Source organism: Geodermatophilus nigrescens (assembly GCF_900129495.1).
In the GTDB taxonomy this organism is placed as follows: Bacteria; Actinomycetota; Actinomycetes; order Mycobacteriales; family Geodermatophilaceae; genus Geodermatophilus; species Geodermatophilus nigrescens.
Window position 1 is genome coordinate 788745 of record NZ_FQVX01000001.1, and the last position, 24708, is coordinate 813452.

General features: G+C 77.1%; 26 protein-coding genes. 7 read left to right on the plus strand and 19 right to left on the minus strand.

Features of this window, described 5'->3' with window-relative positions:
- The first annotated feature begins 35 nt into the window (after positions 1 to 35).
- Positions 36 to 743 carry an SPFH domain-containing protein gene (locus BUE37_RS03820; RefSeq protein ID WP_073418712.1) on the plus strand — a complete coding sequence of 236 codons (708 nt, stop codon included), beginning with the start codon at positions 36 to 38 and terminating at the stop codon, positions 741 to 743.
- A gap of 21 nt (positions 744 to 764) precedes the next feature.
- Here BUE37_RS03820 and BUE37_RS03825 read toward each other — a convergent pair whose 3' ends face one another.
- Together BUE37_RS03825 and BUE37_RS03830 are read right to left on the minus strand one after the other, a co-directional pair.
- A complete protein-coding gene (locus BUE37_RS03825; protein WP_073418713.1) occupies positions 765 to 2036 on the minus strand; it encodes an MFS transporter in 1272 nt (423 codons plus the stop codon).
- An 8-nt stretch (positions 2037 to 2044) separates the two neighbouring features.
- Positions 2045 to 2875: an alpha/beta hydrolase gene (locus BUE37_RS03830; RefSeq protein WP_073418714.1), complete on the minus strand. Its 831-nt coding sequence runs from the start codon at positions 2873 to 2875 to the stop codon at positions 2045 to 2047.
- Positions 2876 to 3099: 224 nt separating this feature from the next.
- Between BUE37_RS03830 and BUE37_RS03835 the strand changes: the two genes are divergently transcribed.
- A complete protein-coding gene (locus tag BUE37_RS03835) occupies positions 3100 to 4098 on the plus strand; it encodes a helix-turn-helix domain-containing protein (RefSeq protein ID WP_073418715.1) in 999 nt (332 codons plus the stop codon).
- A gap of 3 nt (positions 4099 to 4101) precedes the next feature.
- On the opposite strand, the gene BUE37_RS23645 is transcribed toward BUE37_RS03835, so the two are convergent.
- The 6 genes from BUE37_RS23645 to BUE37_RS03865 all read right to left on the minus strand — a co-directional run bounded on the left by BUE37_RS23645 (position 4102) and on the right by BUE37_RS03865 (position 10476).
- Positions 4102 to 4497 carry a DUF1761 domain-containing protein gene (locus tag BUE37_RS23645; protein WP_073418716.1) on the minus strand — a complete coding sequence of 132 codons (396 nt, stop codon included), beginning with the start codon at positions 4495 to 4497 and terminating at the stop codon, positions 4102 to 4104.
- 140 nt (positions 4498 to 4637) lie between these two features.
- A complete protein-coding gene (locus BUE37_RS03845) occupies positions 4638 to 5261 on the minus strand; it encodes an SDR family NAD(P)-dependent oxidoreductase (RefSeq protein WP_073418717.1) in 624 nt (207 codons plus the stop codon).
- A complete protein-coding gene (nhaA, locus tag BUE37_RS03850; protein ID WP_073418718.1) occupies positions 5258 to 7189 on the minus strand; it encodes a Na+/H+ antiporter NhaA in 1932 nt (643 codons plus the stop codon). The genes BUE37_RS03845 and nhaA overlap by 4 nt, the downstream gene beginning before the upstream one ends.
- Positions 7186 to 8064 carry an SDR family oxidoreductase gene (locus BUE37_RS03855; protein ID WP_073418719.1) on the minus strand — a complete coding sequence of 293 codons (879 nt, stop codon included), beginning with the start codon at positions 8062 to 8064 and terminating at the stop codon, positions 7186 to 7188. Before BUE37_RS03855 ends, nhaA begins: the two co-directional genes overlap by 4 nt.
- Before the next feature lie 37 nt (positions 8065 to 8101).
- Positions 8102 to 9454: a reverse transcriptase family protein gene (locus BUE37_RS03860; RefSeq protein WP_139252809.1), complete on the minus strand. Its 1353-nt coding sequence runs from the start codon at positions 9452 to 9454 to the stop codon at positions 8102 to 8104.
- A 191-nt stretch (positions 9455 to 9645) separates the two neighbouring features.
- A complete protein-coding gene (locus tag BUE37_RS03865; RefSeq protein WP_073418720.1) occupies positions 9646 to 10476 on the minus strand; it encodes a VOC family protein in 831 nt (276 codons plus the stop codon).
- 139 nt (positions 10477 to 10615) lie between these two features.
- Between BUE37_RS03865 and BUE37_RS03870 the strand changes: the two genes are divergently transcribed.
- Entirely contained in the window at positions 10616 to 10894 is a 279-nt protein-coding gene (locus BUE37_RS03870; protein ID WP_073418721.1) for a DUF1905 domain-containing protein, read from the plus strand.
- A 36-nt stretch (positions 10895 to 10930) separates the two neighbouring features.
- On the plus strand, positions 10931 to 11899 hold the full coding sequence (gene galE / locus BUE37_RS03875) for a UDP-glucose 4-epimerase GalE (RefSeq protein ID WP_073418722.1): 969 nt from the start codon (positions 10931 to 10933) through the stop codon (positions 11897 to 11899).
- A gap of 405 nt (positions 11900 to 12304) precedes the next feature.
- Here the strand turns inward: galE and BUE37_RS03880 are convergent, their stop codons facing one another.
- Genes BUE37_RS03880 through BUE37_RS03920 form a run of 9 tightly spaced genes read right to left on the minus strand, consistent with a single transcriptional unit; the run spans position 12305 to position 21650 of the window.
- Complete coding sequence (locus BUE37_RS03880; protein ID WP_245794270.1) at positions 12305 to 13021, minus strand: PIG-L deacetylase family protein; 717 nt, start codon at positions 13019 to 13021, stop codon at positions 12305 to 12307.
- A 2-nt stretch (positions 13022 to 13023) separates the two neighbouring features.
- Positions 13024 to 14232, minus strand: a complete 1209-nt coding sequence (locus tag BUE37_RS03885) for a glycosyltransferase family 4 protein (RefSeq protein ID WP_073418724.1) — start codon at positions 14230 to 14232, stop codon at positions 13024 to 13026.
- Entirely contained in the window at positions 14229 to 15065 is an 837-nt protein-coding gene (locus BUE37_RS03890) for a sugar phosphate isomerase/epimerase family protein (protein WP_073418725.1), read from the minus strand. Before BUE37_RS03890 ends, BUE37_RS03885 begins: the two co-directional genes overlap by 4 nt.
- Positions 15062 to 16516: a YcaO-like family protein gene (locus tag BUE37_RS03895; RefSeq protein WP_073419543.1), complete on the minus strand. Its 1455-nt coding sequence runs from the start codon at positions 16514 to 16516 to the stop codon at positions 15062 to 15064. Before BUE37_RS03895 ends, BUE37_RS03890 begins: the two co-directional genes overlap by 4 nt.
- A 5-nt stretch (positions 16517 to 16521) precedes the next feature.
- Positions 16522 to 17481, minus strand: a complete 960-nt coding sequence (locus BUE37_RS03900) for an MBL fold metallo-hydrolase (protein WP_245794271.1) — start codon at positions 17479 to 17481, stop codon at positions 16522 to 16524.
- On the minus strand, positions 17478 to 18497 hold the full coding sequence (locus tag BUE37_RS03905; RefSeq protein WP_073418726.1) for a Gfo/Idh/MocA family protein: 1020 nt from the start codon (positions 18495 to 18497) through the stop codon (positions 17478 to 17480). Before BUE37_RS03905 ends, BUE37_RS03900 begins: the two co-directional genes overlap by 4 nt.
- Positions 18494 to 19519 (minus strand): class I SAM-dependent methyltransferase, encoded by a 1026-nt coding sequence (locus tag BUE37_RS03910; RefSeq protein ID WP_073418727.1) that lies wholly within the window; start codon positions 19517 to 19519, stop codon positions 18494 to 18496. Before BUE37_RS03910 ends, BUE37_RS03905 begins: the two co-directional genes overlap by 4 nt.
- Positions 19516 to 20430 carry a hypothetical protein gene (locus tag BUE37_RS03915; protein WP_073418728.1) on the minus strand — a complete coding sequence of 305 codons (915 nt, stop codon included), beginning with the start codon at positions 20428 to 20430 and terminating at the stop codon, positions 19516 to 19518. The genes BUE37_RS03910 and BUE37_RS03915 overlap by 4 nt, the downstream gene beginning before the upstream one ends.
- The gene (locus BUE37_RS03920; protein WP_073418729.1) at positions 20427 to 21650 is read right to left on the minus strand and encodes an inositol-3-phosphate synthase; all 1224 of its coding nucleotides are present in this window, start codon (positions 21648 to 21650) and stop codon (positions 20427 to 20429) included. The genes BUE37_RS03915 and BUE37_RS03920 overlap by 4 nt, the downstream gene beginning before the upstream one ends.
- 172 nt (positions 21651 to 21822) lie before the next feature.
- On the opposite strand from BUE37_RS03920, the gene BUE37_RS03925 reads away from it, so the two are divergent.
- From BUE37_RS03925 to BUE37_RS03935, 3 genes are read left to right on the plus strand one after another with little or no spacing between them, the layout of a single operon-like run.
- On the plus strand, positions 21823 to 22440 hold the full coding sequence (locus BUE37_RS03925) for an LURP-one-related family protein (protein WP_245794272.1): 618 nt from the start codon (positions 21823 to 21825) through the stop codon (positions 22438 to 22440).
- Positions 22437 to 23222 carry a glycoside hydrolase family 16 protein gene (locus BUE37_RS03930; protein WP_073418730.1) on the plus strand — a complete coding sequence of 262 codons (786 nt, stop codon included), beginning with the start codon at positions 22437 to 22439 and terminating at the stop codon, positions 23220 to 23222. The genes BUE37_RS03925 and BUE37_RS03930 overlap by 4 nt, the downstream gene beginning before the upstream one ends.
- Positions 23223 to 23247: 25 nt before the next feature.
- On the plus strand, positions 23248 to 23577 hold the full coding sequence (locus BUE37_RS03935; RefSeq protein WP_073418731.1) for a DUF6204 family protein: 330 nt from the start codon (positions 23248 to 23250) through the stop codon (positions 23575 to 23577).
- A gap of 2 nt (positions 23578 to 23579) precedes the next feature.
- On the opposite strand, the gene BUE37_RS03940 is transcribed toward BUE37_RS03935, so the two are convergent.
- On the minus strand, positions 23580 to 24164 hold the full coding sequence (locus tag BUE37_RS03940; RefSeq protein ID WP_245794273.1) for a PaaI family thioesterase: 585 nt from the start codon (positions 24162 to 24164) through the stop codon (positions 23580 to 23582).
- The gene (locus BUE37_RS03945; RefSeq protein ID WP_073418732.1) at positions 24154 to 24666 is read right to left on the minus strand and encodes a winged helix-turn-helix transcriptional regulator; all 513 of its coding nucleotides are present in this window, start codon (positions 24664 to 24666) and stop codon (positions 24154 to 24156) included. Before BUE37_RS03945 ends, BUE37_RS03940 begins: the two co-directional genes overlap by 11 nt.
- Positions 24667 to 24708: the final 42 nt, after the last annotated feature.

Genomic DNA, 24708 nt, shown 5'->3' on the forward strand with positions numbered 1-24708 from the left:
GCGCGGCCGGTCAGCGAGCGGGAGGAGGCGGGGACGTGCGGGTCGTCGTGCAGGAGTGGGAGCGGGTCCTGGTCTACCGGGACGGCCGCTTCGCCGAGGAGCTGGGCACCGGGCGGCACCGCCGGGCGCGCCGCAGGCGGCGGTTCGTGCGGGTCGCCGTCCGCCCGCGGCTGCTCGTCGTCCCCGGTCAGGAGGTGCTCACCGCCGACGGGCTGTCGGTGCGGGTCAGCCTGACCGTGACCGCCCGGACGGCGGACCCGCGGCGCTGGCACGAGGCCGTCGACGACGCCGACGCGCTGGTCTACGCCACGGTCCAGGTGGCGCTGCGCGAGGTGGTCGCCGGCCGCACCCTCGACGAGCTGCTCGCCGCCCGCGCGACCCTGGCCGACGAGGTCCGCGAGCGCGTGGGCACCGCGCCGGAGACCGTCGGCGTCGTGCTCGAGCGGGTCTGGCTGCGCGACGTCATGGTCCCGGCGGAGCTGCGGCACGCCGCGGCGGAGGCCGCGACGGCGCGGGCGCAGGGCCAGGCGGCGCTGGAGCGGGCGCGGGCCGAGGTCGCCGCCACCCGGGCGATGGCCAACGCCGCGCGGATGGTGGCCGAGCAGCCGGCGCTGCTCTCGCTGCGGACGCTGCAGGCGGTCGAGGCCGGCCGGGCGACCGTCGTCCTCACCACCGGCGCGGCGGGCCCGGGCGTACCCGGCGTCGTGCCCGGCGGGGTCCCCGGAGTGGTCGAGCCGGGCTGACCGCAGGCCGGTGGCCGGGACTCACCCGGCCACCGGCTCCCGGCGGGCGGCGGTCTCGTCGGCGCGCAGCCCACCGGCGGTGACCGCCACCAGCGCCAGCAGCGGCGGCACCGTGCCGGCCAGCAGGAACACCCACCCGGTGCCGAGCAGCGACCCCAGCGGCGCGGCCAGCGCCATCGACACCGGCAGGAACGCCAGTGACACGAAGAAGTCCAGGCTCGACACCCGGCCCAGGTACTCCGGCGCCACCCGCACCTGCAGCAGCGTCCCCCAGACGACCGCGCCGGCCGAGTACGTCGCCCCGACGACGGCCGTGCACAGGGCCACCAGCCAGACCTCGTCCGCGACGCCGACCAGGGCCATCGGCGCGGTGCCCAGGCCCCACACGAGCGCGAGGAACGACAGGTCCCGCCGGGGCAGCGGCCGCGAGGCCACCACCACCGCGCCGACCACCCCGCCGGCGCCGAACGCGGCCAGCACCGCCGCGAACGCCCCGGGCCCGCCGCCGGCGCCGGTGACCACGAACGGCAGCAGCACCTCGATCGGACCCTGCACCAGCACGAGGATCGCGCTCGCCAGCAGCAGCGTCGTCCGGATCCAGCGGGTGCCCAGGCCGTAGCGGACGCCGTCGCGCACGTCGCGCAGGCTCCCGCCGGAGTGCCCGTGCGCGGGTGCCGCCGGGCCCGGGGCCGGCCGCGGCAGGCGGGCGGCGGCCAGCGCCGCCGCCACCTGGGTGGTCGCGACGACCGCGAACGACCAGCCCGGCGAGGTCTCGCGCACCACCAGCCCGGCCAGCGCGGGCCCGGCCACCAGCATCGCGACCGGCCGCAGCACGCCCTCCAGCCCGTTGACGGCGAGCACCTGGGCGACGGGCACGGTGCGCGGGACCAGCGCGGAGTAGGCGGGGAAGAAGAAGCCGTCGGCCAGGCCCAGCAGCAGCGCCAGTCCCGCGAGCACCGGCGTCGTCAGCGCCTCCCCGAGGGACAGGGCGGCGAGCAGCGCCGTCCCGCCCGCCTTGACCGCCGCCACCCCGGCGAGGACCGCGCGCTGGCTGCCCCGGTCGGCGACCGCGCCGCCCGCCAGCACGGCGAGCAGCACGCCTACGGACGCCGCGGTGGCCACGGCGGAGACGTCGCCGGCGTCGCCGCCGGTGGCCACCAGCTGGAAGACGTAGGTGACCGTCCACGTGCCGGTGCCGACCAGCGACAGCGCCAGCACCGCCGCCAGCCACCGATAGGGCCCGCCGCGCAGCGGGGCGAGGATCCCGGCGGTGCGTGTCGGACCCGAGTGCACGGCGCCGCTCAGGCCTGGCCGACCGGCGCGGGCGCCCCCACGCCGGAGCGGCTCAGGAAGTCGAGCACCGTGCCGGCCACGTCCGCCCAGCCCGAGTCCGCGCCGAGGGAGTGCCCGCGGTCGGGGAAGGACACGAACTCGGTGACGCCGGTGCCGTGCCGCCGCTGGATGCGGTACGCCGCGCGGGAGGCCGCCTCGGGCACCGTGCGGTCGCGCCCGGCGGCCACGACGAGCACCGGCCCGCGCTCCCGCCGGGTCGCGACGGCGGCCTCGCTGCGCGGCGTGAACGCGGCGAAGCCCGCCTGGAACAGCGGCCGCGCGGGGGAGGGGATGGCGTAGTCGGTCCAGAGCCGGTCGGCCTCCTCGCGCGGCACGGCGCTGGCGAACCCGCGCGCCCAGGTGTCCGGGGTGTGGGCCCAGGTGCGCCGGCGCAGGCCGGGGCGCGACAGCACCGGCCAGGCCGTGCGCAGCTGCGCCGGCGGCAGCACCAGGTTGCCGCGGAACTGCGCCGGCGAGAGCGCCACGCACGCCCGGGTCAGGCCCATCCCGTGCAGCTTCTGCGCCACCAGGCCGCCGAAGGAGTGCCCGACGACGACCGGCGGCGAGGGCAGCCCGGCGATGACCTCGGCATGGTGCCGGGTCACGTCCTCGATGCCCACGCCGGCCACCGCGTCGGGGTGCGCCCGCGCCTCCTCGGTGGTCGGCGGCTCGCCCGGCCAACCCGGCGCGACGGGGTCGTAGCCGCGGGCGGCGAACAGCTCTCCCCACGGCGTCCAGCTGCTGGCGTGCAGCCAGAGGCCGTGCACGAAGACGACGGGGACGGGCGCGGCAGCGGTCACGGCAGGCCTCCGGGGTGAGGTCGCGGCTCCCGGTCGGGCCGCGGGTGCCGCGGACGCTAGGGGCGCCCGGCCCGCCGTGCTGTGCCCTGACTGACCGGGACCGGACCCTGGGTGCCCGGTCCGTTGGCCGCGCGCGGCGGGCTTCCGTCGTCCGCCGGGCCTCGCCAGGATGACCGACGACCCGCGACGACGACGTCCGCCGACCCATCCCTCCCGGAGCCGCCGTGGCCACCCTGGTCGACACCGACGGGCTCGACCCCGCCGACCGCCGTCCCGGCCGGGTGGCCGAGCTGCTCGAGGGCACCATGTCCTCGCGCATCCGCTTCCCCGACCCGTCGGTGCCCGCCCGCGCGCGGCTCGACGGCTGGGACCTGGGCGGCGTCTCGGTGATGCGCCTGGACCTCACCGGCGAGGTGACCCTGCTGCGCACCGCCCGGCACGCCCGCGCCGACCCCGAGCCCGTGCTCTCGCTGGCCGTGCAGGAGGCCGGCACCGCGCGGCAGGAGCAGTTCGATGCCCAGCGGGAGGTGGCCGGCGGCGAGCTGTCGTTCACCGAGGTCTCCTCGCCCTACGAGTACCGCTGGTCGGGGCGCGGGGTGTGCCGGGCGCTGCGCATCCCGGCCGCGCGCCTCGGGCTGCCGGTCGACACCGTCCGGCGGGCGCTGCCGGTGGCCGGGACCAGCCCCCTGTACGACCTGGTGCGGGCGCACGTCACCCAGCTCACCCGCGACGTCTCCCAGCTGGCCGCCGAGCCGCTCGTGCACTCGCTGGCCTCGGCGACGGTCGACCTGACCCGGGCGCTGCTGGCCTCCGCCGTCGACGGCGCGCGCGGCACCGCGGACGTGCTCGGCGAGACGCTGCTGACCCGGGTGCGCGCCTACGTGCGGCGTCACCTCACCGAGCCCGACCTCGACGCCGAGCGGATCGCCCGCGCGCACGCGGTCTCGGTGCGCCACCTCTACCGGACCTGCGCCGCGGCGGGGCTCAGCCTCGAGCAGGAGGTGATCTCGCAGCGGCTGGAGGGCGCCCGCGCGGAGCTGGCCGGGCCGGGCGCCCGCTCGATCGCCGTCGTCGCCCGCCGGTGGGGGTTCACCGACCCGTCCTACTTCGCCCGCCGCTTCCGCGCCGAGTACGGGGTCAGCCCGCGCGAGTGGCGCGACCTCGCGCGGGGCGAGGTGCTGGCCGGTGCTCCGGCCGGACCCGGTGCCCCGGCCGCGCGCTGACGGTCAGTCGCGGCCGACCACCGCGGTGACCAGCAGCAGCTTGAGCAGCCAGTCGCCGGCGTGGATCGCCGCCTGCTGCCACGGCACCTTCTCGTGGAAGACGGAGCCGGTGAGCAGCACCGCGGGGAAGGCGGCCCACAGGCCGGTGGCCAGCGCGACGGTGTCTCGCGGGCCCCGCGCCGGCAGCCGGTCGGCGAGCACCGACACGGCGGCGGCCACCGTCGCGCTGCGGGCCAGCTCGACCGGGGCGACGACGGCCGGCGACGCCTGCGGCCCCGCGTAGGCCTCGTCGAGCTCCGCCAGCCGCGAGCCGAACGCGGCGTACCAGGCCGAGCTGGCGACGAAGGACGCCCCGGCCGCGGCCGCGACCCGCGCGGCCCTCCTCGTCCCACCGTCCACGTCTGCCTCCTCGGATGCCTGTGCGGGGACAGACCGGCACCGGCCGCGGGACTCATCGGCCCGCGTCGCCGGGGCGCCGCGGCGAGCGTGTGCGCCCACGCCGCACCCCCGGGCGCGGGATGCGGCGCGGGCGCACACGGTCAGCCGTAGCGGGTGGCCAGCAGGGAGACCTCGGCGACGTTCGTGGTCGGCGGCATCGTGGTGGTGAACACGACCGTGCGCGCCACGTCGGCCGGGGTGAGCGCGGCGCCGTCGGCGGTGCTCTGCGTGGCCACCCACCCGACGGCGACGTGCCGCACCCGCACCAGCGTGCCGCCGAGCTCCACCCGCAGCGTGCGGGCGAGCTGGGCGGCCCCGGCGGCGGTGGCCGCGTGGACCGCGAACGCGGGCACCAGCTCCGACGCCGCCGCCGACCCGACGAGCACCAGGTCGGCCGGGCGGTCGTTGGCCGCCGCGGTGAGCAGGTCGTCGAGGAACGCCCGCGCGGCGAGCACCGCGTCGCCGGCGCCCTGCTCGACCATCGCCGCCCACTTCTCGGCCGGCGTCAGCCCGAACGGGCCGCCGCCGATGCCGCCGAGCGCCGCGACCACCAGGTCGACGCCGCCGAGCCGCTCGCGCACGCCGTCGGCGTCGGCCACCACCTCCCGCGCGGTGGCCACCTGCTCCACCTGCGCGCCGCCCGCCCGGAGCTCGGCGGTCACGGCGTCGGCGATGAGCGGCAGGCCGATCACCACCGCGCGCCGACCCGCGACCGGGGCGCTCACGCCGGCTCCCCGACGGGCGGGCGCACCGGCAGCGCGTCGTCGAGGTCGTTCTCGTCCTCGGGCTCGGGCGCCGCCGCCCTGACGCGCGTACGTCCGGCGGTCATCTCCAGCGCGGTGCGCATCGGGGCGACGTCGAGCGGGCCGTCGTAGAGCTGCCCGTTGACGAAGAAGCGCGGCGGCTCCTCCAGGCCCATCTCGCGGCCCTCGTCGTCGTCCTCCCGCACCCGTGCGGCGAACGAGCCCTCGGCCACCGCGGCGTCGACCCGCGCCAGGTTCAGCCCGGCGTCGACGGCGCAGCGCCGCACGGCGCGGTCGTCGAGCCGGCCGGCGCGGGCGGCCAGCGCGTCGTGCATCGGCCAGAAGCGCGACTGCGCGGCGGCGGCCTCCGCGGCCTCCGCCGCGCGCAGCGACACCGGGTCGTCGGTGAGCAGGTGCCGGTACACGAAGACCAGGTCGTCGCCGAGCGAGCGCCGCAGCTCGTCGACCACCTCCGCGGTGCGCCCGGCGTTGGTGAACACGAACGACGCGTAGACGACCAGCTCCATCGGCGCCCCGACCCGGCCGCGCACGTGGTCGCGGGTGGCGCTCACCGGCCGGCCCAGCCGCTGCCGCCCGGGCAGGCGGGTGCGGTCGATCGCCCGCACCACCGCGACGGCGCCGAGCGCCACGACGGCGGCGGTCACCGACGCGGCGAGCACGCCGATGCGGGCCTGCGACGCCAGCGCCGGGTCGTCGAGCGCCAGGTCGATGATGAACAGCGAGATCGTGAAGCCGACGCCGCTGAACAGGCCGGCCGCGACCACGTGCCGGGTGAACAGGCCCGACGGCAGCCGCCCGACACCCAGGCGCACCGCCGCCATCGACGCGCTGGCCACGCCGAGCACCTTGCCGAGCACCAGCCCGGCGACGATCGCCCACGTCAGCCCGGAGGTCGCGGCGTCGGCCAGCGTCTCGCCGGTGAGCACGACCCCGGCGTTGGCCAGCGCGAACACCGGCACGACGACGAGGTTGACCCACGGCCGGAACAGCCGCTGGCCGCGCTCGTTCACCGACACCGACCGGGTCAGGCTGAGCACCGCCCGGTGGGCGCCCCCGGAGGTCGGGGTGCGGCCGTAGTCGCGCGCCGCGGCCTCCGCGGCGTCGACCTCGTCGGGGCTCGGCGGGTGGATCGGCAGCAGCAGCCCGATGGCGACGCCGGCCACCGTCGGGTGCACGCCCGAGGCGAGCACGCCGAGCCACACCGGCACGGCCAGCAGGAGGTAGGCCCCGCCGCGCCAGACCCGCATCCGGCTGAGCCCGACGACGGCGACCAGCCCGACGGCGGCGACCGCCAGCGGCAGCAGCGTGAGGTCCTCGGTGTAGGCGACGGCGATGACCGCGAGCGCGCCGACGTCGTCGACCACGGCCAGCGCCAGCAGGAACGCCCGCAGGTTGACCGGCACCGAGCGGCCGACGATCGCCAGCAGCCCCAGCACGAACGCGGTGTCGGTGGAGATGACCACGCCCCAGGCGGCGCGCGCCTCGCCGGGCTGGTCGGTGGCCCCGGCGATCGCGAGGAACACCAGCGCGGGCACGACCAGCCCGGCCACCGCGGCGACCACCGGGATGCGGATGCGCCGGGTGTCGCGGAACTCGCCGAGCACCAGGTCGCGCTTGACCTCCAGGCTGATCAGGCAGAAGAACAGCGCCATCGCGGCGTCGTTGACCCAGTGCCGCAGGTCCATCTCCAGCACCGCGTCGCCCAGGCTGATGGCGAACGGGGTGTGCCAGACGTCCTCGTAGGCCGAGCCCGGCACGTTGGCCCACAGCAGCGCGAGCAGCGTGGCGACCAGCAGCACCCCGGCGGCCGCGGCGTCGGAGTCGGCCACCCGCATCGCCCGCCCGAGGAACGAGGGCCGGTCCTCCTCGGCGCGCAGGACACCCCTCACCGCAGCCGCTCCGCGCGCCGGCCGGGCAGGAACTGGTCCTGCCGGGTGGGCAGCACCAGCAGCTCGGCGAGGTTGACCTGCGCCGGCAGCCCGGCGCCGAAGAGCACCGTGGCGGCGACGTCGGCGGGGTCCATCGGCACGATCACCTCGCGGTGCTCGGCCCAGCCGCGGGCGGTGCCGTCGTGGGTGATGTCGGAGCCGAAGTCGGTGTCGGTGAGCCCGGGGGCGACGACGTGCACGCGCACGCCCCGGCGGCCGTACTCGGCGCGCAGCGTCCGGGCCAGCTGGGCCACGGCCGCCTCGACGGCCGAGTAGACGGCGTAGCCGGGGAAGCGCACCTGCCCGGCGAGCGCGCCGATGAGGAACAGGTCGGCGGCGCGGCCCTCCTCGGCGGTGGCGAGCAGGTCGCGGGCGAAGGTCTGCGCGGTGCGCAGGATGCCGCCGAGGTTGACGTCGATCATCTCGATCCACTCGGCCGGCACGCCGTCCTCGAACGGGGCGCCGGTGAGCACGCCGGCGCCGGCGACCACGAGGTCGGCCGGGCCGAAGCGGTCGTGCAGGGCGTCGAGGGCGTCGGCGAGGTCGAGCCCGTCGGAGACGTCGGTGGCGACGACGAGCGTGCGGGCGGGGTCGGAGGTGCTCTCGGCGACGGCGGCCATCCGGTCGCCGCGGCGGCCGAGCAGCGCGACGCGGCAGCCGGCGTCGACCAGGGCGCGCGCGGTCGCGGCGCCGATGCCGCTGCTCGCGCCTGTGACGACGGCGACCCGGCCGTCGAGCGAGCCGGCGAGCGAGCTCTCGAGTGGGCCGGCGAGCGGGCCGGGGGCCGGTGCGGCCGCGGGCGCGGTCGCGGAGGACGGGGGAGGAGGTGGGGGCACGGTCTCCCTCTCGGAGGACAGCAGGGGGACGCGACGATCATGCCGTCCCGGGGGCGTCCCAGTCGATGCGCTCGGCGAGAACCCGCAGGCGGGCGCCGAGCACCGGGTCCATCGAGGAGGCCCAGGCCACCCGGCCGAGGACGTGCTCGCGGAACGTCGCCGGGTCGCGGTCGCGCACCTGCGACGCCCAGCCGGAGACGGCGCAGTTGTGCAGCAGCGCCCGCAGCGCGTCCCGCTCGGCCCGCGGCAGCGTGGGCCGGACGTTGACCACGGCGCCGAGCACCGTCTGCCGCCGCCCCCGCCCGGCGCTGCGCGTCTTGCCGGGGTGCACGCGGAAGCCCTCGTCGGCGGCGATCGCGGCGACCCGCGCGGCGAACGCCGGCCGGCGCAGCGCGGGCGGGCCGCTGAGGAACAGGTCGTCGACGTAGCGGGTGTAGACCGCGCCGGCCGACGCCGCGAGGCCGGCCAGCCGCCGGTCCAGCCGGGCGCACACCAGGTTGGCCAGCGCGGGGGAGGTGGGCGCGCCCTGCGGCAGGTGCGGGACGGCGAGCCGTCGGCCGAGGCGGGCGTGCCGGTCGCGAGCGGCGCCGTCCTCCGGCACCGGCACCCGCCGCCACACCGCGAGCGGGACCACCGTCGTCACCAGGCCGGTCACCGCGTGCGCCACCGGCTCGGTCAGCCCGGCCACCCCCTGCAGCACGCCCCAGACGCGGCCGGCGGGGACCGAGGCGAAGAAGGACTCGAGGTCGAGGGCCAGCACGGTGTCGGCGCCGGCGTGCGGGGCGGCCGCGGTGCGCACCGAGTGCCCCGGCACGCAGCCGTGCGCGGCCGGGTGCGGCGGCACGGGCGCGACCAGGTGCCGCAGCAGCCGGCGCTGGATCTCGCGCAGCCGCGGCTTCGGGGCCGCGAGCAGCCGGACGCCGCCGGGCCGCTCCACCACCCGCCACCGGTAGTGCCGCAGCGCCTCCTCCGGTGCGGTGCGCTCCAGCCCGCGGGTGTCGGCGAACCAGGCCAGCTCGCCCTGGTCGACGTCGAGCAGGCGGGCGAGCGCTGCCAGGTCCGGCACCTCGGTCAGGTCGGGGCGGGGGCGCACCACGCGGGTGGGCACCGGCTCGCGGCGCACCACCCGCGGGGCGACGTCGCCGGCCTGCCCCTGCGCCCAGCCGCGGGTCGAGGCCAGGAAGGCGGCCAGCTCGCGGGGCCGGTCGGCCGGGGCGTCGCGGTAGGCGTCGAGGACCTCGCCGACCAGCGCGCCCACCCACCGCGGCGCGCGGGCGTGCCCGAGCGCCACCGCGACCCGGCGCACCGCCTCGCGCCGCCGCCAGGGGCCGGCGAGCAGCGCGGTGGCGATCCCGGAGGCGGTGGCGGCGGCCTGGCGCGGCGTCGTCACCGGTGTGCGCGGTGGGGCGGGCAGCCGCTCCCGATGGGAGGCGCCGTCAGGTGCGCGGAGCGCGCCGTCCGGCGGGCGGTGCTGGTGCTGGCCTGGACCTGCTGCCCCGGGGTCGCCCCGGGAGACCGGTCGCTGCCGGTCGTCCTGCCCGCCCCACCGCGCACGGCGCGCACGCTAGCGGGCCACCCCGCTCACCAGGTGCCCTCCGGTGGGGTGAACTGGCTGACGGTGAACTCCGCGCCCTGCGGGTCGCGCACCAGCGCGGTGCGGGTCCAGACGTCCTCCCCGGAGCGCAGCACGGTGGCGCCGAGCCGCTCGGCGGTGGCCGCGGCGTCGTCGCGGTCGGCGACGGTGAACGTCACGTGCCAGGACGCCGGCCCCGCGTCGGTGGGGAGCAGGCCGCCGATGATGTCGGCGAAGCCGGGCGGGGCGGAGGCCTGCCGCTCGTGGATGCCGGGGTCGACGGTCGCGGCCAGGTGGTCTCCGTAGCCCGGGACCTGCAGCATCGTGCCGGAGTCCTGCGCCATGTCGACGTCGCGCCAGCCGAACAGCGGTCCGTAGAAGGCCATCGCGCCGGCGCGGTCGGGGGTGTGCAGGTCGGAGCAGTTCCAGGCGCCCGGGGCGTTGGTGAGCTGGGCGCCGGGCCGGCGGCGCGCCTGCCACAGCCGGAACGGCGCGCCCTGCGGGTCGGTGCAGGCCGCGGTGCGCCCGCCGGGCCCGGCGTCCTCCGGCCCGGAGACGACGGTGCCCCCGAGCCCCGGGACCGCGGTGGCCGTGGCGTCGGCGTCGTCGACCGCCACGTAGGTGTTCCAGGTGGGCGGCCCGTCGCCGGGCCCGATCGCGGCCACGTCCTGCCCGTCGAGCGTGGCGATGAGGTAGGAGCCGGGGGCACCCGGCGGGACGGCGTCGGTGAGCGTCCAGCCGAAGAGGCCGGAGTAGAAGGCGGCCGCGGCGGCGGGGTCGGGCTGCTCGGTGTCGATCCAGCAGGTCACGCCGTGCGGGTAGGTCCGGACTGCGGTCATGGCACCTCCAGGTCGGTCGTCGGGACCGTAGGGCCGGCCGGTGACAGGACGGCGTCCCCGCGGTGGGGGCCGGGGCCGCCCGACCGGTCGCCTCCTCCGGCACCGATGAGTCCCGGACGTCGGGACGGTCGGTAGCGGCATGGCAGCCCAGGAGCTCGACGCCTCGTTCACCGCGCCCCTCGAGAAGGACGGCGCGTTCCCCACCTTCGTCACCGTGCCCGACTCGGCCGCGCTGTTCGGCACCCGCCGGGCGGTGAAGGTGGAGGGGACCGTCGACGGGCACCCGTTCGCCGCCACCTGCATGCCGTCGGGCGACGGGCCGCACTGGCTGCCCCTGCGGAAGGCGATCTGCGCGGCGATCGGCAAGGACGCCGCAGGCCAGGAGGTCGCCGTCCACCTGCGGCAGCGGCTGTCCTGACGCGCGCCGCCGCGCCCGCCGGGGCAGGCTGACCGGGTGAGCTGGCTGGTCACCGGGGGCGCCGGGTACGTCGGGGCGCACGTCGTGCACGCCATGGCGGCGGCGGGGGAGGACGTCGTCGTCCTCGACGACCTGTCCACCGGCGACGCCGGCCGGCTGGCGGCGCTGCCGCAGGTGCCGCTGGAGGTCGGCTCGGTGCGCGACCGCGGCATGGTCCGGCGGGTGCTGCGCGAGAACGGCGTGACCGGCGTGGTGCACCTGGCGGGCAAGAAGCAGGTGGCCGAGTCGGTGGCCGACCCGCTGCTCTACTGGGCGGAGAACGTCGAGGGCCTGGTCGCGCTGCTCGAGGGGTGCCGCGCCAAGGGCGTGACCCGCTTCGTCTTCTCCTCCAGCGCGTCGGTCTACGGCATGCCCGATGCCGAGCGGGTCGACGAGGACACCGCCTGCCGCCCGCTGTCGCCCTACGGCCGGACCAAGCTCGCGGGCGAGGACCTGCTGCGCGACTGCGCCGCCTGGGGCCTGGCCACCACCAGCCTGCGCTACTTCAACGTGGCGGGGGCGGCGGCGCCCGAGCTCGGCGACCGGGGGACGGCCAACCTCGTGCCGCTGGTGTTCGAGGCCCTCGACGCCGACCGGCCGCCGCTGCTGTTCGGCGACGACCACCCCACCCCCGACGGCAGCCCGGTGCGCGACTTCGTGCACGTCTCCGACGTCGCCGACGCGCACGTGGCCGCCGCCCGCGCCCTGGCCGCCGGCCGTCCCGGGGGCACCTACAACGTGGGCCGCGGCGAGGGCAGCAGCGTGCTGGAGGTGCTGCGGGTGGTCGCCGAGGTCACCGGCGGGGACACCACGCCGCAGGTGACCGGCCGGCGCCCCGGTGACCCTGCGCGGGTGGTCGCCGCCGTCGACCGCATCGCCCGCGACCTCGGCTTCCGGGCGACCCGCGACCTGCGGGACATGATCGCCAGCGCCTGGACCGCCTGGCGGGCGCTGCAGCCCCTCTGACCCGTTCTCCCTGGAGGGAGTCGTGCTCTGCCCACGCGGGCGGGGCAGAGCACGAAGGAGAGGCCGGGTGTTGTCCGGCGGGCAGTCGTGCTCTGCCCACGGGGGCGGGGCAGAGCACGAAGGAGAGGCCGGGTGTTGTCCGGCGGGCAGTCGTGCTCTGCCCACGCGGGCGGGGCAGAGCACGAAGGAGAGGTCGGGTGTTGTCCGGCGGGCAGTCGTGCTCTGCCCACGGGGGCGGGGCAGAGCACGACCGTGTCCCGGGAGGGAGTCGTGCTCTGCACACAGGCGCGTGCAGAGCACGAAGCCGAGCGCGAGGACTGTCCCGGACACGGTCGTGCTCTGCACACGGGCGCGTGCAGAGCACGACCCGGCCGGGGAGACAGGGGTCGGTCCGGGCCGGGGTGGCTACCGCGCCGGGAGCGCCAGGCCCGCCACGAGCTCCCGCGCCGCGGCGTCGGCCAGCAGCTCCTCCGGCAGCCCGGCCAGCGCCGAGCGAATCGCCGACGGCCCGCCGAACTGGAACCCGAGCTGGGTCGTGTAGCAGGCACAGGCGTCGGCGCGCCGGTCGAGGTCCTGGGGCAACCGCACCGGCGCGAGCCCGCCGGGGAGGTCCGGCCCGGGCACCGCGCCGGGGTCGCGCAGCACGTACGGCGAGTCCCGCCACCAGAGCACCGGCCGCCCCGTCCCGGCCACCGCGCGCAGCACCTGCAGGTGGTCGACGTGCCCGCCGAGCGCCTGCGGGGCCAGCCACAGGTCGCCGGGCAGCCCGGTCAGCGCCGCCCGCACGTCCTCCCACGCGTCGTCCTCGGGGCGCACGCCGGCGAACAGCTCCGCCGCGCTCCCGTACCCGCGGTGCGGGGCCTCGCGCAGGTCCAGGTGCAGCGGCGTCGCCCCGAGCACCGCCATCGCGGCGGCGTCCTCGTCGCGGCGCAGCGCCATGTAGTCGACGTCGGCCGGGAGCCCCTTGTCGAGTTGGCAGGCCAGCGCGAAGCCCTCCGGGTCGGGCACGCTGCGGGTGAAGCAGGTGACCACCGTGACCTCGTGCCCGGCGTCGGCCAGCGCGGCGAGCGTGCCGCCCACGGAGAACGCGGCGTCGTCCAGGTGCGGGCTGACCGCGGTCACCCTCACAGCAGGTGGGCCGCGGCGCGGAACCGGCAGGAGAGGTCGACCGTCGGCGGCATCGTCCAGTCGTGCGACGGCGTCGTCCCGGCCACCTCGGAGTAGACGTCGTCGATCGAGTGGGCGAGCACCGGCCACGAGTAGAGCCGGCGCACCTCCTCCAGCGCCGCCGTCGCGAGCCGCTCGCGCAGCGCGCCGTCGGTGAGCAGCCGGTCGAGCGCGGCCCGCAGCCCCGCGACGTCGCCCGGGGCGTGCAGCAGCCCGTTCTCGCCGTCGCGCAGGCAGTCGACGACGCCGACCGAGTCGGTGCTCACCGTCGGCAGCCCGCTCGCCATCGCCTCGAGCAGCGTGTTGGAGAACCCCTCGCTGTAGGTGGGGCTGACGAACACGTCGGCCGAGCGGTACACCGCGGGCGCCTCGTCGGGCGGCACGTAGCCGAGGAACGTCGTCCGCCCGTCGGCCCGCGCCCGGGCCTCGTCGAGGTCGGGGCCGATGCCGGAGACGACCAGCCGGACGCCGTCGGGCAGCGCCTCGAGCAGGTCGAGCACGCCCTTGCGGCGGTCGACCCGGCCGTGGAACAGCAGCACCGGCGGGTCCTGCAGCGACCCCAGCGGGCGCTCCGCGGGAGTGAACCGGCGGGTGTCGGTGGCGCCCGGGACGATCGTGAACCGCGCCGGGTCGGAGCCGAGGTTGCCCACCACCTCGTCGCGGAAGCTGGCGCTGCCGATGAGCACCGCGGAGGAGGCGTCGACGACGGCGCGCATCGCGTGCGCGTGGGTCTCGCAGCAGGTGCCCACCCAGTGGCCGTCGCCGCCCTGGATGCTCACCACGGCCGGCAGCCCGGTCTCCCGCGCCCCGGCCAGCACCGCGAGACCCGGCGGGTAGCCGTACTGGGCGTGCAGCACGTCGAACGGGCGCTCGCGGTGCAGGTCGAGCACGGTGCGGACGATCTCCGCGATGTCGCCCTCCCAGTCGGCGGGGACGACGGTCTCGCCGCGGCTGGGCAGCGCGTGCACCTCGACGCCGGCGGGCACCCGGTCGGCCGGGGGCGGGCCGCCGCCGTAGACCCGGGTGCCGGCCTCGTCGTCGCGGTACTGGCTGACCAGCACCACCTCGTGGCCGAGCGCCACGAGCTCGCGCAGCAGGTTCTCCGCGTAGACGCTCATCCCGCTCACCGCCGGCCAGTAGCGCCGGCTGACGAAGCAGATCCTCACGCCCGTTCGGCCTCCCTCAGCGTGGCCATCGCCCGCGGCACCATCTCGTGGGCGCGGTGCCCGTCCCGGGACAGCTCCAGGGTCACCAGCCGGTCGTACGACGCCTCCCGCAGCGCGCGCAGCACCGCCGGCAGGTCGACGTCGCCCTCGTCCAGCGGCAGGTGGTCGTGCACGCCGCGGCGCATGCCCTCGACGGCGACCGTGCCCAGGGACGGCGCGAACCGGGCCACCGCCTCCTCCGGCGCGTAGGCCCCGGCGACGACGCAGTGCCCGGTGTCCAGCGCCAGCGTGGTGCCCGGCGCCTCCGCGGCCAGCCGCGCCCAGCCGTCGCAGTCCTCCACGAGCATCCCGGGCTCCGGCTCGACGGCGAGGGCGTAGGAGCGACCGCCGTGGCTGTCGACGAGCGCGCGCACGCCGTCGGCGAACCAGCCCCACGCCTCGTCGCGGTCGACCCCCGGCTTCGGCACCCCGGCCCAGAAGCTGACCGCCTCCGCGCCCAGCACCCCGGCCAGGTCGCAGGCCAGCCGCAGGTAGGCCAGCCGGCGGGCGCGGCCCTCGGCGGAGGCGGAGACGAACGTCGGCTCGTGCTTGGCCCGCGGGTCGAGCAGGAACCGCGCGCCGGTCTCCACGACCACGCCCAGGCCGAGCTCGTCGCAGCGGGCCCGCACCCGCTCCGCCTGGGTGAACGCGTCGTCGGCGAACGGGTCGAGGTGGACGACGTCGAGGGTGAGCGCCACCCCCGCGTAGCCGGTGTCGGCGAGGAAGGACAGCGCGTCCGACAGGCGGTGCGAGGTCAGCCCGTTGGTGTTGTAGGCGTACCGGAGCTCGGTCACGTGTCGAGGACCTCCGCGACCACGTGCCGCCCCGGCTCCCGGTAGAGGGCGTAGAGCGCGCCCACCCGCCGCTCGGCCCCCGCGCGGTCGAACCAGGCCGGCCCGCCCAGGCGCTCCTCGGCACCGGCGGTCAGGTGCACCCGTGCCCAGCCGCCGGGGTCGGCACCCACGGCGACCAGCGGGTCGCCGCGTTCGGCCAGCCGGCGCACGCCGCGCTCGCCGATGCGGCCGTAGCTCATCGTCTCGACCTCCAGGCCGGTCACCAGCACCTTCGCCGCGACCGCGTCGCCGACCGAGGGCTGCAGCTCGACCAGCACGTCGTGCCCGGCGGCCTGCACGGCGCCGGTGACGAACCCGTGGAGGTCGTCCCCCGACCAGGTGGGCAGGTCGGCCAGCGCCACCGTCGACCGCCGCGACAGCACGGTGTCCTGCAGCAGGTCGACCAGCGCCGCGGTGCCCATCCGGGTCCAGTCGAGCATCGCCTGCAGCGCGCGGTCCTCCTCGACCAGCCGCTCCGGCGGGTGCCCGGTGCGCCAGTGCTCCAGGTAGCCCGGCGGCGTCGCCGGCAGGACGACGTCGAACGGCCCGTGCATGAACGCCTTCCGCGCGCGGGCCGAGGCGAACTCGTGCAGCGCCTTGCGGACGGCGGTGTCGCGGTCGGGGTGCGCGGCCTCGCCGCACGCCGTCGCCATGACCGGCACCGGCTCCGAGCCGTCCCGCGAGCAGCCGACGGCGTAGACGTCGGCGACGCCGAACTCCGTCGAGGCGAGCTTGACCATCACGTCGATGCCCGCGGCGTCGAGCCGGTCGAGCAGCGCCCGCGCGTCCGGGTCGGCGATCCCGTCGAGTTCGACGACGACGCCGCGGTCCATGGCGCGGAAGGCGGTGGCGTTGCCGTCGCGCTGCAGCACCTCCAGCAGCGCGTGGGTGACCGCGCGGTCGGCGTCGAACGCGGCGCCCTGGCCGTTGGTGATGACCGTGGTGAGCCAGCCGCCGGGCGGCGGGGCGCCGGGCAGGTCCTCGGGCGCGGACGCCACCAGCTCGGCCGGCACCAGCACCCGCTCGCCGTCGCGCAGCCGGGTCATCGGCAGCCACTGCAGCGGCCGGTCGTCGTCGTAGGCGCTGCCGGCCTCCAGGCAGAGCTCGCGCGGGTCGGCGACGCGGTCGCGGCCGTGCCGCCGGCTCATGTCCGCGTAGGAGCCCTCCTCGCGGGCGACGCCCTGGTGCGCGCGCAGGGACAGGGCCATCTCGGCCATCTCGCCCATCGCGCCGGTGCGGGCCTCCTCGCGGGTGGCGCCGTAGCCGAGACCGCTGCCGCCGGGGTGCAGCTCCGAGGGCGGCAGCACCGCGGAGTGCAGCGGCACGTCGAGGACGTCGATGCCCTCGATCGCGAAGTCGTCGACCGGGACCGGGAAGCTGTCGCGGTAGCGCTGCGACGGCGTGACCTCCACCGCCGTCACAGCTCGGCCAGCGGGACGGGCGCGGCGTCCGGCGGCCCCGACAGCAGCCGCTGCACGAGGTGGACGACGTTGTCGGTGGTGATCCCCGGGACCATCTCGAACGGCGTCGCGACCACCTCGAAGTCCAGCTCCGCGACGACGGCCAGCATCTCCCGCAGCTCGCCGTGCGACAGCGGGATCTGCGCGTGGAAGGCCTTGTGCGCGCTGAGCGCGACCGGGTCGCCGGCGTCGTCGAGGTCGACCTTGAGCGAGTCGCCGCAGAACAGGATCCCGCGGCGGGAGTCGTGCAGCACCGAGTGCCCGGGGAAGTGGCCGCCGGTGCGGTGCAGCGTCAGGTCGGGCGCGAGTGACAGGACGTCGTCGGCCGGCCAGGTGACGCGGAAGGCCTTGGTCCACACCAGGTCGTGCACGTTGACGCACACCACCCGCGGCTCGAGCTCCTGCTGCAGCTGCCACAGCGCGCCGTAGCCGTGCACGTGCGACGACGCCAGCACCGGGAACCCGCCCTTCTCGGCGGCCATGCGGCGCAGCTCGGCGAGCATGTCGGCGGTGTACCAGGGGGCGCACTCGAAGCCGACGAGCCCGATGTCGGTCTCGATCACCCAGCCGCGGCTGTCCAGCCCGAAGCGCGGCTCGGTGCCGAACTCGGTGACGCCCTCGACCGGGGCGGGCCGCCAGGAGCCGGTGACCAGCTCGTCGGCCTGCTTGTCGGTCACGAACTCGAAGCCGTGCTCGGGCAGCGCGTTGCGCACGTCGGCGCAGACCGGGCACACGACCGGGCCGGGCGCGGGCCAGCGCTGCCAGTGCCCGCAGTTGGTGCAGGCGTAGGCGGGCAGGTCGGGCAGCAGCCCGCGGTAGGGGTTGGTGTCCACCTGGCTGGTGCCGTGCCGCGCGCCGTCGTCGGCGGCGGGGTCGGTGGCCCGGTCGATGGCGCCGGGGACGTCGGGCGAGCTCACGGTGTTCCTCCGGAGAGAGCGGTGAGGAGCAGGCGGTGCAGGGCGAGGTCGCGGGCGGGGTCGTAGGGCCAGGCCGTCGTCGCGGGGGCGCGGCCCGCGACCGCGTCGGTGAAGGCGGCGAACTGCGCCCGGAACGGCGGGGTGTCGGCGAACGGCACGTCCACGGGGTCGGGGGAGTACAGCGTCAGCGAGCCTCCCGCCGTCTGCCCCATCGTGTCGACGGCGACCGCCATGCCGCGGGTGCCGACCACCTCCAAGCGGCGGCGGGGCAGCTCGTCGGGCGTGTTGAACGCGACGTGCAGGCTCACCAGCACCCCGGAGTCGGTGGCGCCGGTGAGCAGCGCGCCGTCGTCGACGCCGTAGTCGTGCACCCGGGTCTGCAGCAGCGCCGACAGCGACGTGACGTCCTCGCCGAGCAGCGTGCCGGTGAGGTCGAGGCCGTGCGGGGCGAGGTCGATCGCCGCGCCGCCGCCGGCGCGGGCCGGGTCGACCCGCCAGTTGTCGTGCGGGCGGCCGTCGGGCGTCCAGTCCCCGGGCAGCCAGCAGCAGTAGACGATCCGGACGGCGGTGACCGTGCCGAGCTCGGGCACCAGCTCGCGCAGCCGCACGTGGGCGGGGTGCCAGCGCTGGTCGTAGGCGGTGCCGAGCAGCACGCCGGCCCGCGCGCACGCCTCGACCAGCGCCTGCGCATCGTCGGCGTCGGCGGCCAGCGGCTTCTCGCACAGCACCGCCTTGCCGGCGGCGGCGACCGCCTCGACGACCTGGCGGTGCCCGGCGTTCGGCACGGCCACGTAGACGGCGTCGAGGCCGGGGGTGGCGAGGAACTCCGCGAGGTCGGTGGTCGCGGCGGCGCCCTCGACCGGCATCCGGGCCATCGCCGCCGGGTCGAGGTCGTGCAGCGCGACGACGCGGGCGCCGTCGACGGCGAGCAGCGCGGGCAGCGCGTGGTCGCGGGCCACCCAGCCGCAGCCGGCGATGCCCCAGCCGACGGTGCCCGAGCCGACGGGCGCGGTCACCAGGCCTCCGGGAGGTCGACGAGCAGCCGGCGCCGCGCGGCGTCGGCGGGCAGCGGGTCCGGCCAGCGCTCGGGCAGGTACGACGAGCGGGGCCCGTACTCGGCGGCGTAGCGCTCGCTCGGCCAGGTGAGCGCGCCGTCGCGGTAGAGCGGGTTGGGCGCCAGCGGGGGCAGCGGCTCGCCGAGGTCGACGGGGGCCGGGCCGCGCGGGTCGCCGGCCACGAGCGCGACCGCCTCGCGGGCGCGCAGGTCGGCGGGCCGGGCCGGCCGCGGCGGGCGGCCCTCGAGCAGGGAGCGGGTCAGCTCGTCGTCGTCGTAGAGCAGCCCGGTGCCGAGCACCTCGGCGTAGCCCTCCGGCGTCAGCGGCTCCCCGTGCGGGTCGGCCACGTGCGCGTGCCCGACGACGACGGTGCCGCCCTCGCCGGCCAGGACGCGCATCGCCGCGGCGGCGGCCGGCTTGTCGCGCAGGAAGTAGAAGGCGTCGTGGCACATGACGTAGGCGGGCGTGCCCACCCGCAGGTCCGGCGCGGCGGTCAGGTCGGCGCACACGTAGCGGGCGTCCGGGCACACGAAGCGCCGGGCCAGCCACAGCTTCGCCCACACGACGTCGACGCCGAGCAGGTCGCGCACGCCTCGGCGGGACAGCTCGCGCAGGTGCGCGCCGATCCCGCACGCGACGTCGACCACCGGCCGCTCACCCGGCCAGTGCGCCTGCAGCAGCCCGAGCCCGGCCAGGTGCGTCGGGTCGGACCAGCGGTGGGCGAAGTAGTCGGCCACCCGGCCCATCCCGAGCAGCTCCATCGCCTCGCGCAGCGTCCGCGCGGCCGGCACCCGGGCCAGCTGCTCGGGCGGGGGCGGCGGCTCGGTCCACCAGTCGTCGGCGTCGGCGAGCAGCAGCACCCGCGCCCGGTCGGTCTCCCCGGCGGCGAGCAGCCCGGCGACCTCCTCGCGCAGGTCGTCCCGCCCGGCCCGGGCGAAGGGGATCCCGTCGACGACGGGCGCGTCGAGGAGCAGGCCGGTCACAGCCCGGCCGCCGCCAGGACGTCGAGGTGGTAGGCCTGCACCGGCCCGGCGTGGACGAGCTCGAGGTCGTCGAGCGCCTGCGACGCGGTGAACGCCGCCGCCCGGGCGTGGTGGTGCACCTGCAGGACGCGGTCGAGGACGTCGGCGGCGTGGAACGCCCGCGCCTCCGGCACGTCGGCGCCCGGCCGCAGCGCCAGCACCTCGCGGACGCGGTCGGCGAGGGCGCCCGGCAGCGCGGCGAGCTCGCGTTCCTCCAGCGTGGTCATCACGCGCTCCAGCGCGTCGCCGAGCAGCACCTCGCCGGCGAACCCGGCGTCGGGCAGGACGACGTTGTGCAGGTGGTGGGCGAGGCCGAGCAGGAACGGCTGCACCGGGTCGGCGTCCACCACCGGCGCCACCAGCGCGCCGTACACGGCGACGGTGAGGCAGTGGTCGCCGTGGCTCTCCGGCGGCTCCACCATGATCCGCGCGACGCCGGGCGCGGTGGCCCCGGCGCGGGGCTGCGCGTTGAGCGTGGCGGCCAGCGCGGGCGCGCCGCCGGGGGAGGGCAGCGGGCCGAGCGTGGCGCGCAGCCGCTCGCGCAGGACGCCGTCGAGCGGCTCGCTGACCTCGTCGAAGGCGCGGCGCAGCACCGCCGTCACCTCGTCGTCGCCCATCCCCGCGGCGGCGAGCACGGCGGCGTCGATGCCGGCCAGCCGGGCGCGGGCGACGGCGGCCGCCGTCTCGGAGAACGCCACCGACTCGACGTCCTCGCCGCCGGCCAGCCGCGCCCACGCGCGGGTGAACGCCTGCTCGGCCAGCGAGCCGGGCGCACCGGCGACCCGCACCCGCTTGGCGTCGCCGATCTCCCCGAGCAGCGGGCGCAGGCCGGCGAGCGCGGTCAGCGTCCCCGGGCTGTCGAGCGCGGTCACCGGGAGGAGGCGCCGGCGGCCAGCCAGTCGAGCAGCACCGTCTCCTGGTTGTGGAACGCGTGCTCCGGGACGCTGCCGTCGGCCGTCATCGGGGCCTTGAAGAACCAGCCGAGCTGACGCTGCACGCCGCCCTCGCCGCGCTGCTGCGCGAGGTCGGTGAGCCGGGCGAGCTCCACGGCCAGCGGCGCGGCGAGGATCGAGTCGCGGCACTGGAAGTCGACCTTGACCTGCATGCGCTGGCCGAGGAAGCCGACCAGGTCGATGGCGTCCCAGGCCTCCTTCTGGTCGCCGCGCGGCCGGTAGTAGTCGATCCGCACGACGTGGTCCTCGACCGGGTAGCCGAGGATCGAGTCCAGGACGCTGCCCTTGGTCTGCAGCTTGCTGTTGAGCGAGTCCGGGTCGTCGAGGGCCAGGCCGTCGCGGTTGCCGAGGATGTTGGTGGAGTACCAGCCCTCGACGGTCAGCGCGCGGGCGCGGAAGGCCGGCGCGAGCACCGTCTTCATCATCGTCTGGCCGGTCTTGCCGTCCTTGCCGGCGACCGGGACGCCGCGCTGCTCGGCGAAGGCCACCAGCGCCGGGACGTCGGCGGCCAGCGACGGCGTGAAGTTCACGTAGCCGGCGCCCTCGGCGATCGCGGCGTAGGCGTAGACCATCGCCGGGGTGATCGCGCGGTCGTCGGCGTCGAGGCCGGCCTCGAAGGCCTCCAGCGACTGCAGCGAGGGCGCGGTCGGGTCGGGCCAGCGCTCGGTGGAGGCGAGGTTCACCAGCACCAGGCCGTCGAGCGACTCCTCCTCGCGGAACCGGCGCAGGTCGGCGCGGACGGCGTCGACCTGGGCGCGGCGGGTCTCGGCGAGCACCACGTTGCCGCCGGTGACGTTGCGGCAGAAGTCGGCGTCGCCGGCCGCGGGCCAGGGGGTCAGCGCCGACAGCGCCGGGCCGGCCTCCTCGAGCTGGCGGGAGTCGAGGACGGCGTGCTGCTCGGCGGCCTTGCGCAGGTCGGAGCCGTCGAGGTCCCAGCCGCGCACGACCAGGGAGTCGTAGCCGACCAGGCCGGTCGTCTCCTCGACCGGGCCGCCGGCCACCTGCAGGCCGGCCAGCGGCAGCCCGTCGGTCCCGGCCGCACCGATGCGGAGCAGTTCCAGGCCCGCGACCGCGGTCGTCGCGACCGCACCCCCGAGACCGACAACGGCGACGCCGACACGACGGCTCTCCTGCTGCACAACGACCTCCGCGTTCCTGGGCGGAACTGCTCCACCCCGTCCCGACCCTGGCACATGCGTCGCGCGCCTGCCGGGTGAGAGCGAGATTCTGCCGATCAACCAGGTCGCGCACGGCGCGTCTCTGGACGGCGGGGCCAGGATGGGCCCAGTCCCGCATCCCGGAGGAGCCCCCGTGACCGCGCCGTACACCTGGCAGCCCGCCCCGATGGCGGTGCCGCGCTTCACCGTGCACCAGCGCATCACCGTGATGGTGAACCGCTACGAGGTGCGCGCCGTGCAGCCCGACGGCAGCGAGGGGCCGCTGCTGGCCATGGCCCAGCAGAAGCGCCTCAAGCTCAAGGAGGAGGTGGTCTTCACCGCCGACGAGCAGCGCACCCGGCCGGTGTTCTCCTTCCGCGCGCGGCAGCGCCTGGACGTGCACGCCCACCACGACGTGTTCGACGAGCAGGGCCAGGTGCTCGGCACCTTCGGCAAGCGCTTCGGGGCCAGCCTGCTGCGATCCACCTGGGACCTGTCGGTGCCGGGGTTGACCGCCGTCGGCCGGGAGCGCCGCCCGCTGCTCGCGATCGTGCGGCGCATCTGGGGCCTGATCCCGTACCTCGGCGAGGTCTGGGTGCCGTTCGTCTTCCACTTCGACTTCACCGACACCGCGACCGGGCAGCCGGTGCTCGTCGTCGAGCGGCGCAAGTCCATCCGCGACCGCTACGAGGTCTCCGTCCCCGACCCGCGGCTGGACTTCCGCGTGGCCGCCTCCATGGCCGTGGCGCTCGACGCGCTGCAGAGCCGGTGACCCCCGCCGACGACTCCGCCGACGACTTCGCCGACGACTTCGACGGGCCCGGGCTCGACCTCGGCGTCTGGGTGCCGCACTACCTGCCGCAGTGGAGCTCCCGGGCGGCGACGGCGGCCCGGTACGAGGTCCGCGACTCCTGCCTGCACCTGTCGCTGCCCGACGACGTGCCGCTGTGGTGCCCCGACGACCACCCGCCGCTGCGGGTCTCGGGCATCCAGTCCGGCGTCTTCTCCGGGCCGGTCGGCAGCACGGTCGGGCAGCAGCCGGTGCGGCCGGGCGCGGTCGTCCGCGAGGAGCAGCCGGCGCACTGGGGCTGGACGCCGCGGTACGGCCGGCTGGAGATGCGCGCCCGCGCCACGGTCACGCCGCGGTCGATGGTCGCCTGGTGGCTGGTCGGGCTGGAGGACGTGCCCGAGCGGTGCGGGGAGCTGTGCGTCATGGAGGTGTTCGGCGACGCCGTCGACCCGGCCGAGGGCGCCGCCGTCGGCATGGGCACCCACCCGTTCCGCGACCCGCGGCTGGTCGAGGACTTCGCCGCGCCGCGGCCCGGCATCGACGTCGCCGAGTGGCACGTCTACGCCGTCGACTGGCGGCCCGACGGCGCGGTGTTCTCCGTCGACGGCCGCCCGGTCCGCGAGGTCGCGGTCACCCCCGACTACCCGGTGCAGACGATGCTCGCCGTCTTCGACTTCCCGGAGCGGGCGGTGCCCGGGGAGCCCTACGTCGTCCCCGAGCTCGTCGTCGACCGGATCGGCGGGGAAACCGGCGTGACCGGATGACGGGGCGCGGCTAGCGTCGCCCGCCGTGTCCACCCGCACCTACCGCGTGATCGTCCGCGGTGTCCTCGACGGTCTCGACGACGACCGCCGCGCCTGGTTGCGCGACCACGCCGCCGAGCACGACCTGTTCGCCTCGTCGTTCACCGAGCGGGGGAGCACCGCCTACGACGGCTCGCTCGCCGCGTTCAGCCACCGCGTCGTCGTGCACGTCGACCCCGGCCCCGGCGAGGAGGACGACGCCCGCACGGCCGGCGAGCTGTCGGCCCTGCAGTGGCTCGAGGAGGTCGGCGTCGGTGCCCGCCGGCTGCGCTCGACCGCCACGTGCACCGACGACGTGCGGATCCGCCGCCGCTGAGGTCAGGCCGGCAGCGGGAAGACCAGCAGCGAGCTCGACGCCGTCGCGACCAGCTTGCCCGCGGCGTCGAACACCTGGCCCTCGGCGAAGGACACCCGGCGGCCGGGCTTGACCACGGTGCCGACGGCGGTCAGCGGGCCGCTGGCGCGGGTGACCGCCCGCAGGTAGGTCACCTTCAGCTCGATCGACGTGTAGCCGACGCCGGCCGGCAGGGTCGTGTGCACCGCGCACCCCGCCACGGAGTCCAGCAGCGTGCACACCAGCCCGCCGTGCACGGCGCCGATCGGGTTGTAGACCGACTCGTCGACGGTGCAGGAGAACTCGACCCGGCCCTCCTCGACGGCGGTCAGGTCCATCTGCACCAGCTGCGCGATCGGCGGGGGCGGCAGCAGGCCGTCGCGCACCGCCTGTAGCGCCTCCAGCCCCGTGCGCTCCCGGCCGCCGGCCGCGGTGACCATCGGGTCCCACCAGGTGACCGTGCGGGAGCGCGGGTCGCCCCAGGAGGCGGGCGCGTCGGCCACGGCGTCGGCCACGGCGTCGGCCACCGCATCGGCCGGCAGGGCGTCGGGGGCGGCGTCAGTGCTCACGGTTCTCCTCGTCCTCGGCGGGCAGCCCGGACAGCGCCCGCCCCACGGGGGTCAGCACCCGCTCCACCCGGGAGCGGCTGACCGCCTCGCCGCAGGTGCGGCAGACCCACTCGCCGTCGACGACGTGGTCCTCGTGCCCGGCCGGCGCGTGGTGCAGGTGCACCGGCGGCTCCTCGGCCGCCCACCGGTTGCCCCACTGCAGCAGCGCCTGGAGCACCGGCAGCAGGTCCCGGCCCGACGCCGTCAGGTGGTAGCCCGAGCGGGGCGGGGAGTCGCTGTACTGCCGCCGCTCCAGCACGCCCGCCGCCACCAGCGCGTTGAGGCGCGCGGTCAGCCGGTCGCGCGGGGCGCCGGTGCCGCGGGCGATGTCGCTGAAGCGGTGGTTGCCCATCGACACCTCCCGGACGACGAGCAGCGACCACCGCTCGCCGACCAGCTCCAGCGCGGCGGCGATCGTGCAGGGGCGGCCCGGGAGGGCGGCCAGGTCGTAGGGGACGGTCACCGGGGTGAGTTTGCCAGTCCAACCGAGGCGGCGCCACTGCCC